10 protein-coding genes and 1 rRNA gene are annotated in these 14448 nt (G+C 56.9%); 3 read left to right on the top strand and 8 right to left on the bottom strand.

What is annotated here, in order from left to right; translation table 11 throughout:
- Positions 1–6: 6 nt before the first annotated feature.
- The 5 genes from B2G88_RS16420 to deoC all read right to left on the bottom strand — a co-directional run bounded on the left by B2G88_RS16420 (position 7) and on the right by deoC (position 4863).
- Entirely contained in the window at positions 7–1041 is a 1035-nt protein-coding gene (locus B2G88_RS16420) for an ABC transporter permease (protein ID WP_054861905.1), read from the bottom strand.
- Positions 1038–1844, bottom strand: a complete 807-nt coding sequence (locus tag B2G88_RS16415; RefSeq protein ID WP_087715405.1) for an ATP-binding cassette domain-containing protein — start codon at positions 1842–1844, stop codon at positions 1038–1040. Before B2G88_RS16415 ends, B2G88_RS16420 begins: the two co-directional genes overlap by 4 nt.
- 35 nt (positions 1845–1879) lie before the next feature.
- A complete protein-coding gene (locus tag B2G88_RS16410) occupies positions 1880–3064 on the bottom strand; it encodes a substrate-binding domain-containing protein (protein WP_217895829.1) in 1185 nt (394 codons plus the stop codon).
- Between the two features lie 193 nt (positions 3065–3257).
- Positions 3258–4196 carry a ribokinase gene (locus B2G88_RS16405; protein ID WP_087715402.1) on the bottom strand — a complete coding sequence of 313 codons (939 nt, stop codon included), beginning with the start codon at positions 4194–4196 and terminating at the stop codon, positions 3258–3260.
- The gene (gene deoC, locus B2G88_RS16400; protein ID WP_054861909.1) at positions 4183–4863 is read right to left on the bottom strand and encodes a deoxyribose-phosphate aldolase; all 681 of its coding nucleotides are present in this window, start codon (positions 4861–4863) and stop codon (positions 4183–4185) included. Before deoC ends, B2G88_RS16405 begins: the two co-directional genes overlap by 14 nt.
- A 128-nt stretch (positions 4864–4991) precedes the next feature.
- On the opposite strand from deoC, the gene rbsD reads away from it, so the two are divergent.
- On the top strand, positions 4992–5480 hold the full coding sequence (rbsD, locus tag B2G88_RS16395) for a D-ribose pyranase (protein ID WP_054861910.1): 489 nt from the start codon (positions 4992–4994) through the stop codon (positions 5478–5480).
- Between the two features lie 51 nt (positions 5481–5531).
- On the opposite strand, the gene B2G88_RS16390 is transcribed toward rbsD, so the two are convergent.
- The gene (locus B2G88_RS16390) at positions 5532–6704 is read right to left on the bottom strand and encodes an MFS transporter (RefSeq protein ID WP_087715562.1); all 1173 of its coding nucleotides are present in this window, start codon (positions 6702–6704) and stop codon (positions 5532–5534) included.
- A gap of 645 nt (positions 6705–7349) precedes the next feature.
- Between B2G88_RS16390 and B2G88_RS16385 the strand changes: the two genes are divergently transcribed.
- Entirely contained in the window at positions 7350–9524 is a 2175-nt protein-coding gene (locus B2G88_RS16385) for a PAS domain S-box protein (RefSeq protein ID WP_087715400.1), read from the top strand.
- 467 nt (positions 9525–9991) lie between these two features.
- On the opposite strand, the gene B2G88_RS16375 is transcribed toward B2G88_RS16385, so the two are convergent.
- Positions 9992–11485 (bottom strand): alpha-N-arabinofuranosidase, encoded by a 1494-nt coding sequence (locus B2G88_RS16375; RefSeq protein ID WP_054861913.1) that lies wholly within the window; start codon positions 11483–11485, stop codon positions 9992–9994.
- A gap of 1272 nt (positions 11486–12757) precedes the next feature.
- On the opposite strand from B2G88_RS16375, the gene B2G88_RS16370 reads away from it, so the two are divergent.
- Positions 12758–14101 carry an RNase J family beta-CASP ribonuclease gene (locus B2G88_RS16370; RefSeq protein ID WP_087715398.1) on the top strand — a complete coding sequence of 448 codons (1344 nt, stop codon included), beginning with the start codon at positions 12758–12760 and terminating at the stop codon, positions 14099–14101.
- A 234-nt stretch (positions 14102–14335) separates the two neighbouring features.
- On the opposite strand, the gene rrf is transcribed toward B2G88_RS16370, so the two are convergent.
- Positions 14336–14448: ribosomal RNA gene (gene rrf, locus B2G88_RS16365) — 5S ribosomal RNA — on the bottom strand; the annotation flags it as partial.

The following is a 14448-nucleotide window of genomic DNA, read 5'->3' as shown; positions in this document are numbered from 1 at the left end:
AGGGCGTTAGCGCCCGCGGAAGATGATATCCAGGACGACGGCGACGATGATGATGACGCCGGTCAGCAGTTCCTGGATGTCGACGCTCATCCCGTTCAAGACGAGCACCTGCGGGATGATGGCGATGACGAGCGCCCCGAGGACCATCCCCGAGAGCGTCCCTTCGCCACCGAAGAGGTTCGTCCCGCCGATGACCACCGCAGCGATGATCAGCAGTTCGTAGGTCGCCCCACTCGAGGCGAACATCGACCCGTAGTAGGAGATGCTGATCATCCCCGCGAACGCCGCCAGCATGGCGACGATGACGAAGTTCAGGATCTTCACTCGGTCGGCGTTGATCCCCGTCTTTTCGGCGGCGTCCTGGTCGTCCCCGACGGCGTAGATGTGGTAGCCAAAGCGGGTCTGATGAAGGACGAACCCGAAGGCGATTACCAGCAAAATCGCCCAGAACACCTGATGGGCGACGCTCACGCCGAAGATATCGGTCGTGCCGCCGAGGAGGCTAATCGCGGCGTTATCTCGCGGCACACCCCAGGAGCCGTCGGTGATCGAGAGTGCAATCCCTCTGAGGACGCTGAGCATCCCGATGGTTGCGATCAGCGATGGCACGCCGATCTTTGTGACGATCACGCCGTTGGTCACGCCGACGCCGGCGGCGATCAACAGGACGACGACCATCGCCGCGAAGACGGTCAGCTGGAAGTCCTGGATCAGCATGGCAAACGAGAGGCCGCCAACGGCGAACATCGACCCCACCGAGAGGTCGAATTCGCCGCTGATGATGAGGAAGCTCATCCCGATGCCGATGATGATGTAGATCGATGCCGTTCGGAACAATCGGAACGTGACACCCGAAATATCTCCCCAGCTAAAGAAGATATCCGGCCGACTCACTGCGATAATGCCATAGAGAACGATAAAGCCGAACAACACACCGGCTTCACGGCGAGCGGTGATCCGTCCAAGAATCGACGACGGGCCGCGTGCGGTTGCGGGTGACCCGCCACCACCGCCGCCCGACTTGCTGGTCTCTTCGCTCATGCTGTTGACCTCCCATCGTCTCTGATGTCCTCGAGTGGGGCTGCCTGGCTCGATTCTTTGCCGCCCATCATCTTGAGGACGATGTCCTCACGGTCGGACGTTTTCGCATCGAGCACGCCCATGAGTTCGCCCTGATGGAGCACCGAGATCCGGTCGGCGATCCCCAGTACTTCCTCGATGTTGTGACTGATGAGGATGATCGAGATACCCTCCTGTCGAAGCGTGTTGACGACGTTGAGGACGTTTCTGACACCCTCAATCGAGAGTGCACTCGTCGGCTCGTCCATGATCAGGATATCCGGATTGAACTGGAGCGCGCGAGCGATTGCGACTGCCTGCTGTTGGCCGCCCGAGAGGTTTCTCACCTGTGAGTTCGGATCAACTGGAATTTTCACCTTCTCGAGTGCCTCCGCGGCCTCTCTGTTCATTCGCTCTTTGTCAACCAACCCGAACCGACCGGCGATGCCGTCCCTGGTCGGTTCGTTTCCGAGGAAGACGTTCGAGGCAACGGTTTGGCTATGTGTTAATGCGAGGTCCTGATAGACCGTGCCGATGCCCATCTGTCGTGCATCATTATAATCGTCGAAGGAGACGCTCTCGCCTCTGACGAAGATCTCGCCCGCGGTCGGCTCGAGGACGCCACAAAGCATCTTGATCAGCGTCGATTTGCCAGCACCGTTGTCGCCAACGATTGCCATGATCTCGCCCTCCTCGGCGCTGAAATCGACGTTGTTGACGGCAGTGATCGTGCCGAACTCTTTCGTCAGCCCTTTCGTCCGAATAACGGGTGAATTGGAACTCATGTTATAGGTGTCTGAGATAAAATCTGGCGGACGCGCTAGTAGTTGTCGTCCTGCCAGCTCATCAGCGTCGACCAGTCATCGCGCTCTAAGGCGAAGTCGATGTTCTCCTGGTCGATAACTTCCGCACCGGTTCGGTAGTCTTTGGGCGGAATGCCCCGCTCCATGTAGAGCCACGCGAGCATCGTCGGGACGTACCCCTGCGAGTACGGGTCCTGTCCGATGGTAAACTCCATGATTCCGTTTTCGATGGCCTCCATCGTCGGTTCCTCGAGGTCGAATCCGCCGCCCATAATTTCGTCTTCGACACCCTGGGCCTCAAGCGCCTCTGCGATAAACCACGTGTAGGCGTCGGTGCCGAGGATCGCTATAACGTCTTCTTCAGCGGTGATGTGATCCTCAAGTCGGGTGATACCCTCGTTGGAGTCGTCCGTGATGTCGAGCACCTCGGTGCTGACATCCGTCTCGTTCTCGAGGGCGGCTTCGATACCATCGGCTCGATCACCCAGCGCAGAGTGGCCGGGACAACAGGTTGCGATTGTCACTTGCCCGTCGTCACTCTCGAGTCGGTCAGCCGCCTCGAGGCCAACGACGTAGCCCGCAGCGTAGTTGTCCTGTCCCGTGTAGGGCAGCGTTCGGTCGAACCGATCTTGCATGTCGTCGACCGTCCAGGCGTTGGTGTTGTACAACATCACGACGATGTCGTTGTCGAGGGCTTCCTGAATCACCGCGTCGTAGGCGTTCTCGTCGATCACCGTCGTGATGATCACGTCCGGCCCCGCGTCGACTGTCGACTCGAGGATCTGAACCTGTTCTTCGACGTCTTCGCCGCCAGTTGGGCCGGTGAAGTTTGCACTCCAGCCGAGTTGCTGGGCGGCGTCGTGCAAACCGGCGATTGCAGGATCGAAGAACGACGTGGCAGCATCGTGGGTGACCATGCTGACGTCCATCTCCTCCCACTCGCTCTCGTAGTCGAGCTCTGTCGGTGGCGGAATCAGTTCGACGAGCTGGTAGTCTGGGACGTCGCCGTTGCCGTTCCCACCACCGCTGCCCGCCGGCGAGTCATCGTCGTCGCTGTCCTCCTGAAAGACGAGGTCTGTACAGCCCGCGAGCCCAGCAGCTGCCCCGACTGCGCTCGCTGCACCGACCTGACGCATGATATCTCGCCGAGACACTCCCTTCCCGAGCCGTATATTGACCCGGCTCTTGTCATCCGGTGGCATAGCACAGACAACCGGGACTATCATAATAAATATTGTTATTATCACAGTTGACTGCCGATAACCTATAGACGTTACCTATAGACAACGAAGGAAATTCGACTGTTTGCCGTTTATTTTACGACAAGTAGTGTTGATACCACGAGTCTTTAGGTAAGTTTGTGTGTGATACCTAGCTGAAAGCGCACGAGGAACGTCAACTGGAGTGTCGGTCATCGACAGCTGACCGTACAGGTAATCCGGGCACGACCTCTGACGCGGTCACGGTCAGCGCGCCCGTCACGCACGCGAAGCGAGCCGCCTCGTTCTGGGTCATCCCTTCCGCACGTCCGACGGCGAACCCGCCGTTGAACGCATCACCCGCACCGGTGGTGTCGACTGGCTCGACCGACGGTGCCTCGACGGTCTGGACCGTCTCGTCGACGACCAGTGCGCCGTCGCTCCCGACAGTCATCACGACCGTCCCATCGACCATGTCGGCAAGCCGCTTGGCAACCTCGCGGTCCGTATGCTTGTCGTCCGGATCGATCCCCGCAAGCGACCGCGCCTCGTTCTGGTTCGGTGTGACGTACTCCGCCCGGTCGAGGAGTGCCTGGTCGATGTCACGGACGGGTGCCGGATTCAGCACGATTTCGACATCGTTAGTCACGGCGACCTCGAGTGCGCGCTCGATGGGATCGGTCTCGATCTCTAACTGGACGAGCAAGACGTCACTGGCGGCGATAGCATCGGCGGCATCATCGACGTGTTTGGCAGACAGTTCGGCGTTCGCGCCGGGTGCGACCGTAATCTCGTTTTCCCCGTCGGCGTCGACGAGCACGAAGCCGGCTCCCGTGTGCGCGTTCGGATCACGGCCGACCTGCGCGGTGTCGATTCCTTCTCGCTCCCAGAGATCGAACGCATCGTCGCCGTAGCGGTCGGTTCCGACACGTCCGACGAACGTGGTATCCGCGCCGAGCCGACTCGCAGCGATTGCCTGATTCGACCCTTTCCCGCCCGGCCCCTCGGCAAATCCCTCGCCGATAACCGTCTCGCCGGGGACGGGAAACTGCGGGACACGCATCGTCAGGCCCACGTTGTAGCTCCCGACAACCGCGATGGACGGCGTCTCCGGGGCCGACTCAGTACTCCCCATCACCAACCCCTCCGCTTACGATTTCGACGCCGCTCGAGGCCCCCAGAAGCGCCGCCCCAGCATCGAGCAGTTCGGTTGCATCCTCGAGCGATTTGATGCCGCCGCTCGCTTTGACGCGGGTGTCGTCGTCGACGCGCTCGCTGAGAAACTCGATTCGTTCGACGGTTGCCTTCCCGCCATCTCCCCAGCCACTCGAGTTCTTGATGTAGTCGAAGCCAGCGTCGATTGCGAGGTCAGCGATCTGTTCGGCTTCATCGTCGGTCAGCGCGCCGAGCTCGAGCATGGCTTTGCACGTTGCATCGCCGCTGGCCTCGACGATGAGTTCCATTTCGCGGCCGACCTCATCGAAGCGCCCGGACTTGACGAAGCCGATGTTCGGCATGACATCGACTTCCTCGGCCCCGGCAGCGACGACGTCGCGAATTGCCATCGCCTTCGACAGCGGCCTGTCGCCGCCCATCGGAAACCCGACTGCCGAACAGACGGTGACGTCACTCCCGGCGAGTTGCTCGCGCACGAACGGCACCCAACACGCCTGCACCATTGCGCCGTCGAACCCGTACTCGAGACACTCCTCACAGAGCGTTCGGATATCGTCCTCAGTGGCGGACGGGTTGACGTTGGTGTGTTGAATCGTTCCGGCCACGTCGCTTGGCTCTCTTGGCATAGAACACCTACTCCAATTCGGTGAAGCGAGAAAACGTTATGGGATAGCAACCCACACCGGCGACAGCAGCCCTGCCTGGGAATAGCTTCAAGGAGACTGTGGCACAATATATCGTGAGAAGAGCCAACATGAAACGAGACGAACACGGCATCCTCAACGCGGAGTTGAATCACGCACTCGCAAGTATGGGGCATACGGATACCCTCATCGTCACCGACGCGGGCTTTCCCATCCCGCAAGACGCCTGGCGGATCGACCTCGCGCTCACCAGGGGTGTTCCAGGTCTCTACGAGGTTCTCGAGGCGATCCACGGCGAACTGATCCCCGAAACCGTCACCTACGCAGACGCCGTCCCGGAGAACAATCCCGAGATGGACGAGCGCCTGCAGGACCTCTATGGAGACACGGGGACCGACCTCGAGACGATTCCACACGAAGACGTGCTCGCTCACGGCTCGGAGGCGAAAGCCATCGTCCGGACCGGCGCGTACGTCCCCTGGGGAAACGTCATCATCCAGTGCGGGACGGATCCCAAGCCCTTCTTCGACGGCGACCGAGAGGTGATGCCCGACTCATACCAATGGCGGTACGAGGAGATGCACGGAGAGTCACCGTGACAGGGACGTGCCTGCTCGAGTCGGTTGGCCTCTCGAATGGGCTTGGGCGGGTCAGTACCCCCAGTCGAACAGCCAGTTGAGTACGATTGCGACGCCGACGAGCGTGAGGAGTCCACCGAGGACACCAAACGAGATGGACCAGCCGGCGAAATCGGCCAGTGCACCGACGACGACTGACCCAGTCGCCGCGATGATCATGTAGATCGTTCGAACGAGACCAAAACTGGTGTTTCGTTCGGCCGTCGAAAACGCACGGAAAAAGCGGGGCATCGACGCCGCATCGAAGCTCATCGCAACACCCAGCAGTGCGACGCCGACGAGCAGCCATCCGAGACCAGACATCGCGATGAGAATACCGTAGCCAACGGCACCAGCGAACAGGCAGGCGGCGAGAGTGCCGTCTCGTCCAACCCGATCCGAGACGGCACCGACGCCGATCTGGGCAACGCCCTGAACGACGAAGTACGCCGAGAAAATCGCTCCAGCGAGCGCGGTTGAGACGTTGTGGTGCTCGATGAGAAACGTCGGGAGGAACGATGCTGTCCCCTGCCAGGCGAACTCACCGACGATGGAGATGAGGAGGGTGAACGCAACCGCTGGCCGCGTGAGGACTGCGCTGGCAGTCTCTGGGTCAACTCGCTTTCGAAGTGGCGTCTCGGGATACCGCGGCTCGGGTGAGCGAATCTTCAAGGCGAAGACAACGGCGACGGGAATACCAACAATGGCGACGGTTCCCACCGCCACGCGCCAGCCAAATTGGACGGCGAGCCACGCGACGGCAATCGGAGCGACCAGGCCAGCGACGGTCCCGCCGGCATTGTGAACACCGATTGCAGTGCCGACCGATTCGTAGGTGCGAGCGAGGAAGGCAGTTGCCACACTGTAGTGTAACCCAGCAACGCCGCCAAGAAGGACCGTCGCGCCGAAAAACAGCCACAACGCGGGTGCCAGTGCGACTAGCAAGGCCGCACCCGCTGTTCCACCGACGGCGATGAGGATGATCAGTCGCTCGCCGTATCGGTCAGCCAGCAACCCACTCGGATATTGGGCTAGTCCGTAGGCAAGCCACATTCCCGTCAACGAGAGGCCGACGACCGCGTTTGTCGTCGAAAACGTGGAGACGATATCGGGAAGGACGGGGCTGATCGCCAGCCGACCGACCATCGTCACGAAAAACGCAAGCGTACACAGCGCCAGCACAGTCTCACGATATCGCCATTCCATCGACTGATCGCTATCCGCTACGTACACCGCGACGGCGACACGAATACGTATCGATTATGCTTCCCCAGTCGATACAGCAGGTATTGCTAAGAAATATAGCATAATTAGAAAAATAACGAATATTTTATGTTTTACTCTGAGATGGAGATATACAAACACTACTTAAACTCACTTTCCTCCGAGTTTTGATTGGAGAATTCTGTCAACTCTCTCGAGCACAAAACCCCTCCAATATAAACTTATATCAGATTGGTTTTATTCTATTCAAATAAGTCTGACATCGAAATCGTCACTACTATACTAGCCACTGAAAGTCTGTGCACACCTAATCGCACGACAGTTGTTCGAACAGTGTGTAACTCGTTGCAGTTGTTACTATATCGACCGGTCGAGACGCTCACGAGTTGAACACCAATCTGTTTCACCGACTGAAACAGCGGTTGACGGGAGCACGAGAGGCCACGAGCCTGTGTGAGTTCGACGCTGTGGGACAACCCTTGAGGCCGAGACTGAGTCGTGTCCACACTGTAACTCCGATGAAATTGCCAGCTACCGCTTGTGATTGTTTTCTAACCGGAGTCAACCTGTGTGAGGCAAGGCATTTATATTGCTGTTGCAAGTATTCACACTATCAGTCACGTTCCTATGTGTGCGAACTTCTCACCCACCCCCTCAGTTCTCGGCCCTGACGTCGCAGATATCCACATCCTGCACATCGAAGACGATCAAAGCTTTGCGGATCTCGTCGCAACGTTCCTCGAGCGCGAACGTGAGGCATTTACCGTCCACACTGAAACGGACCCACAGGAGGCGCTCACAACACTTCATTCGGGAGCCCTCGAGTTTGATTGCGTTGTCTGTGACTACGATATGCCGGTACTGAACGGACTCGAGGTACTCCATCATGTTCGTGAGGAGAATCCGAAACTGCCGTTTATTCTCTTTACGGGAAAAGGCTCGGAAGAGATTGCAAGTGAAGCGATCACTGCCGGCGTCACGGAGTATCTCCAGAAAGGCGGTGGGTCTGAACAGTACACCGTTCTTGCCAATCGGATCCAGAACGCGGTCGAACACTACTGGGCTGATCGCCACCTCAATCGTGGACTTGAGGCAATTGAGACAGCTCATGACGGCATCGCAATTTTGAGCGAAGACGGCCAAATTGAGTATCTGAACTCGACGTATGCAGACCTGCTTGGATATGAACGCGAGGACCTCGTCGGTGAACACTGGGAGATACTCTATTACGATGATAACACCGACGAGATTTACAACGAGGTACTCCCTGCAGCACGAGAAGGGCGTTGGCAGGGCCAGACGAGACTACGGCGACGCGATGGAGACGGAATCACTGTTGAGCACACCCTGTCGTACACAGATGATGGGTCGCTCATTTGCACGCTCTCGGATCCAACGCCGGACGAAGCCGTCGAAACAGAACTGACAGTGAAGACACGTGCAATGGACAAAGCCCCGATTGGTATCTCACTTACCGACCCCACGGCCGAAGACAATCCACTCATTTACGTCAACAACGAGTTCACCACTCTCACCGGCTACGACGAAGACGAGGTCCTCGGTCGAAACTGCCGATTTCTGCAGGGAGAGCGAACAGCCGACAAGCCGCGACGTCGACTCCGAGATGCAATCGACGCCGAGAAACCGGTTACTGTTGACCTTCGGAACTACCGAAAAGACGGCACCGAATTCTGGAATCGTGTCCGAATCGCTCCGTTGTTCGATGACGATGGCGAGATCGAATACTTCGTCGGCTTCCAGAACGACGTGACGAGGGAGAAAACCCACGAATCAAAATTACGCGCACAAACAGCACGCCTCGAGGCTCTCCTCGAGCACTCGCCAGACATGATTGCGATCCACGACGCTGCGGGTATCATCCGTGACGTCAACCAGCGACTGTGCAACGAACTCGGCTACACAGCGGAGGAACTGATTGGCAAAGCAGTCTGGGAGTTGGACCCAACTGCCAGTCCAGAGCGAGGGCAACCGTTCTGGAACTCCCTCCCGACGAATTCGCCACGACGCTTCGAAGGCGAACTCGAGCGTGCAGACGGAACGACGATGCCCGTCGAAATCCATCTTATCCGACTCGATCTGGAGGGAAACGACCGATTCGTCGCAATAGATCGCGATATCACCGAACAGAAAGCCCAACGGCAGGAACTCCTCGAGCGAAATGAACGGCTGGACCGCTTTACGAGCATCGTCAGCCACGACCTTCAAAATCCACTCCAACTCGCACAGGGTCGTCTCGAACTCCTCAAAGACGAGTGTGAGAGTGAGCATGTAGAGGATATCGACTACGCACTCACGCGAATGGACGCCCTCATCGAAGACGTACTTGCACTCGCTCAGGTCGGTGATCGAGCAATGGAAATCGAATCCGTGAGCCTCGAGTCGGTCATCGAAGACTGTTGGACGACAAACGCAACGGAGACAGCCACGCTCACTACCGAGACAGGGAAGACGATTCAGGCCGACCGGAAACAACTCCAGCAGGTCTTCGAAAATCTGTTCCGAAACGCGGTTGAACACGTTGGTGAGGACGTCACAATCACTGTCGGCGACACGCAGACGGGGTTCTACGTCGAAGACGACGGCCCGGGGATTCCCGAGACGACTCGAGACAACATTTTCGATGCGGGCTATACGACGGCAGCCGATGGAACCGGCTACGGACTCCATATCGTGGCCGAGGTCATCAACTCACACGACTGGGAACTAACGATCACCGACGGGTCGACAGGTGGCGCTCGGTTCGAGATTTCGACTGAGACAGAGTCAGAAAACCGATGCTAAGAACGCGACGTTGTCGCTCTCGAGTACAAATTCCCAGTATCAATCACGTTCTGGAGTCAGGTCCAAGCCCCAACTCAGCGAACGTTGGCGTCTTCTCAACCGCCTCGTCGCACTGTGGGCACTGTTCCATGTCGGATTTAATATAGGTTTCATCACAGGTTGTACAGGTGTACAGTTCAGTTACTGGTTGTGACTCTGCCGGCTCTTGGTGCGTTTCATCGACCGTTCTCGAGGCAGTGAACTGATTCATGACTCGAGTGAGGATACGACGGGACATTGTGGTAGTATATAAGGGGTTGACGACCGGCATAAGTCGACTGTTCATTCACAGAAATTGATTGTGAGGTGAATAGCGTCACAATAGAGACGTATGCTGGAGGTGCCACACTTTTTATAAAATAGATATATTTGATAGAAAAAGACAATAAATTGTACTATACTCGCGTTCGAATCGAGCGCTGCCGTCGCTACGAGAGCGTAAGCGTCGCGACCGTCGCCGGCGGCAGGTCGACGCTAATCGTGTTCCCATCGACATCCACGTCGGTTGCTTCCGGTTCGAACTCGGCAGCGTTGTCCGGGGTAACCGTTGCGCTCGGTTCGTGGTCACCAAACAGCAGGGTCGCTTCAACCGCGTCTGGCGTTGTGCCTTCGACAGTCACTGCAACTGTCTGCTCCTCACGGCAATCGAGGTTCGTCAGTGAAATGAACGTCTCGTCGCCATCAGTTGAGGCCGATCCCTGCACGAGTGGGAGTTCGCGATCATCCTCGACGTCGCGGGTCGGCGTGCTAACCGACGTCTGAATCGCATCGTTGCCTTTGTGCGGCGCGTAGGAGTCGAAGACGTGGTAGGTTGGGCGCGCCCACGCCTCGTCTTCGTCGGTCTCGACGAGACACTGGAGGACGTTGATCGTCTGCGCGATGTTCGACATCGTCACCACGTCACTGTGGTCATTGAAAATGTCAAGGACAGCCGCTGCAGAGAGTGCATCGAGAACCGTCCCTGGCTGCTCGAGGCCGTTTTCCGAGACTGCTTCGGGATGCCAGGCACCCCACTCGTCGACGATGACACCGATGTCACGGGTCGTCGCGATAGCGTCAATCGCGCCGGCAATCGCTTCGATATGACCGTCAGTCTCGAGTGCGTCAGCGAGGAACGTATCGTAGTCGTCCTCGTCTGACTCGGAGACGGTCATTGTCTGGCCGTAGTAGTGATGCAGGGTAAGATGGTCAAGCGGGAACTCTGGTCCCCACGAACTATCTGCAATCTCCTCGAGGAAGCGGCGATTCCATTCGTGGTGTTCGAAGCCACAGGCAATGAGCTCGAGGTCGTGCTCGAACATCAGTCCCGACTGGGTACCGACGTAGGTGGCAAAGCGCCGGTATTCACGGGCGTACTGTTCAGGACTCATCCGGCCACCACAGCCCCAGTTTTCGTTTCCAAGCCCCCAGTATTTCACCTCGTAGGGGTCGTCGTGACCGTTCTCTCGTCGACGGTCTGCAAGTTCCGTGTCGCCATCGTAGTTACAGTATTCGACCCAGTCAGCAGCCTCCTGTGGATCGCCAGAGCCAACGTTAGCAGCCAGATAGGGCTCCGTGCCAACAGCTTCACAGAACTGCAGGAACTCGTCGGTACCAAAGGCGTTGGACTCTTCGGGAACTTCCTCCGGACCCTGTGCCCAGAAGAGGTTTCGTCGCCGTGGCCGGTCTTCTTGCGGGCCGACACCGTCTTCCCAGTGATAGTCATCCGCGAAACAGCCGCCGGGCCACCGAAGCACAGGAATGTCGAGATCCTTGATCAACTCGAGGACGTCCTCACGGTAGCCATCCTCATCAGCGCTGTCGCTGTGCCAGAGTCCCTCGTAAACACATCGCCCAAGGTGTTCCGAAAAGTGTCCGTGGAACTCTGGATTAATGTGCCCAACAACTGCTTCACTGTGTACGGTTACCGTTGCATCAGCCATGTATGGCTCCTATTCCCACACATAGATGATAAAAGAAGCGATTGCTGGGGCGGAAACGGAGCGGTGTGTGATTAATTCCAGTCATGACTATGGTGATACGACTGCATAACAGTCAGTGACGATTTTCGACCCCCGCTCGGTTGAACAGCTGCCACTCGTTTTGTCCGGCAGTATGAAAGACAATGCAAAACGTGGTGGACTTCATTGTCGGGGCGCAGTCTGTGGCGTCCAGCGTGGTACAGCATGTGTGGGGTAGCCGACTCGAAATCCGTTTCGGCAGCCCCATCAGTTCTACGGACATGTCCTATATATTAGTATTATTGAAAATATATATTCCCCTACTATGAGAACTGATACTGTAGCGACGAGCATGACCACTGTCCGGGAGCAATGTGGGTCGTCAACCGTTCGATGGCTGCAAGAGATCGAGTTGTTCGTGGCGTACAGGAGATCGGAGTCCTCTATTGTCCACGGAGAGCGATAGTAGCTCTTGAGACGAGTTATACACTGATCTCATGGTATCCTTCGGTCTGGTATGCATTGCCTTGCAGTGGCTACTATATTGTCTCTCTTGGTTGATGAACCAACGCAACGTCGGTAACTGAACTTGTCCAAATACGGGCTATAGCCGGATAGAATACTCATGGCAGTTATCCTCCAGCAACAATAGATAAGCTACCTAGTACAAGGCCTCCCATTTCCGTTTTCCATACTATCATACTATAACGAAAAAGCAACTCGTCGATGATCCTATGACGAACGCACCCACATGCTTACGGACCACACACACAATGGGTCCGCAAACATCTGGGTGCAGAGCATAGCTTTTGAAACGAGTTACACACAGATCGCAACGCTATCCTGCGATCAGGTGTGCAGTGAGTTTCAATAGCTACGATAGTGAACGGTTGCCGAGTCGGGGTGTGTGCCTCTGACAACGGTGGCGACTCGGCAGCACTACCATTCGAGTCCATCGGTGTAGAAGGAGGGGCTGACTGGTCAGCCTCGAGCGGATCACAACTTCGTTTGCTCGAGGGTCGCAGTTCTGGCGGGTGTTGTCTCTCCTGCCTATAACCTGAGGATACTTAGGTGCGGAGGACCGTTGTTCAGATAACCGAAAGAAGCGCCGTCCTCGATGCAGTTGGGACGGACGTTTTAGAGTGAGTCCCATCGACGGGCATACCCGGCGTGTACATCTCACGAACGTTCCCGTTCCACTATTTCGTGGCCGTACCGGCTGCGTCGTCTGGACAGCTCTGATCGGATCTATCAATGGAAATTGAAATTGCAACAATCGGCGGGTATGAAGAAGTCGGCCGGCAAATGACTGCTGTCCGTGCAGGTTCTGATATCGTGATCTTTGACATGGGGCTTAATCTGTCAAAAGTCCTTATTCACGATAACCTTCGAACCGAAGGAATGCACAGCCTCGATCTGATCGACATGGGTGCAATCCCTGATGATCGGATCATGAACGACCTCGAGGGTGACGTCCAAGCAATCGTTCCGACACACGGCCACCTCGATCACATCGGCGCAATCAGTAAACTCGCACATCGGTACGACGCACCAATCGTCGCAACTCCGTTCACGCTCGAACTCGTCAAAGGCGAACTCGAGGAAGAGCAGAAATTCGACACCGATAGCGACCTCATCGAGATGGAAGCCGGCGAAACGATGACAATCGGTGACGAGGGCTGTGAACTCGAGTTCGTCAACGTCACCCACTCGATCATCCAGGCGATCAATCCAGTACTCCACACGCCCGAGGGCGCAATCGTCTACGGGTTGGACAAGCGGATGGACCACACGCCCGTCATCGGCGATCCAATCGACATGGAGCGATTTCGTGAACTCGGCCGCGAAGACAACGGTGTTCTCTGTTACATCGAAGACTGTACCAACGCGAACAAGAAAGGGCGCACGCCCTCTGAAAGCGTCGCTCGAGAGCACCTTCGGGACACGCTCTACAGTATGGAAGATTACGATGGCGGCATCGTCGCCACAACGTTCTCGAGCCATATCGCCAGGGTAAAATCACTCATCGAATTTGCGCGAGATATTGGCCGTGAACCGCTCTTGCTCGGGCGGTCGATGGAGACGTACTCCGGGACGGCGAAACGAATCGGCGTCGATTTCCCATCGGATGTCGAGATGGTCGGCTATCGACACGCCATCGAACAGAAACTCGAGCAGATCATGAACGATGGGAAAGAGAACTACTTGCCAGTCGTCACCGGTCACCAGGGCGAACCACGCGCAATGTTGACCCGGATGGCCCGTGGCGAAACGCCCTACGAACTGGATGAGGGCGATAAGGTAGTCTTCTCCGCACGCGTAATCCCAGAACCGACCAACGAAGGGCAACGATATCAAGCCGAGAAACTCCTCGGCATGCAAGGCGCACGCGTCTACTCCGATATCCACGTCTCCGGCCACCTTTGTCAGGAAGGCCATTACACGATGCTCGAGGCACTCCAGCCACAGAACATCATTCCTGCGCATCAGGACCTCAGCGGGTTCTCCGGCTATGTCGATCTCGCATCGGACAAGGGATACACACTTGGAGAAGACCTCCATACGACGACGAACGGAAATATTATCCAACTGGTCTAGCCAGTCAGACCCTGAACTGCAGGCCAAAACCGATTGACGCTATCGGGTTTTTTACTCAGTAGGAACTGGGAGAACAGTACTGTTCGCCAAACTCATCGGAGTTCTGTGAACAACGCTTTTCTCTCAATTAACGGGATCTCGCGGTATCGACGTTCCAAAAACGACTGCCCAAAAGGCATACAAAAAGCTCCACAGAGCACTGCCGTCGCTCTGTGAAGCGATATGAAAGTATGAATGGGGCGGCGAATCCGCGTTCCCAGAGGGTCGCCCACTCCAGTACTAACCGATACGCAGGCGAGCTTATCTTCCGTGTTCGGGATGGGTACGGGAGGCACCTCGCCGCTCTG

This window comes from Natronolimnobius baerhuensis (genome assembly GCF_002177135.1).
Classification (GTDB): Archaea; Halobacteriota; Halobacteria; order Halobacteriales; family Natrialbaceae; genus Natronolimnobius; species Natronolimnobius baerhuensis.
Note: the sequence above shows the minus strand (reverse complement) of the source record. Positions and strands in the feature narration are given on the sequence as shown.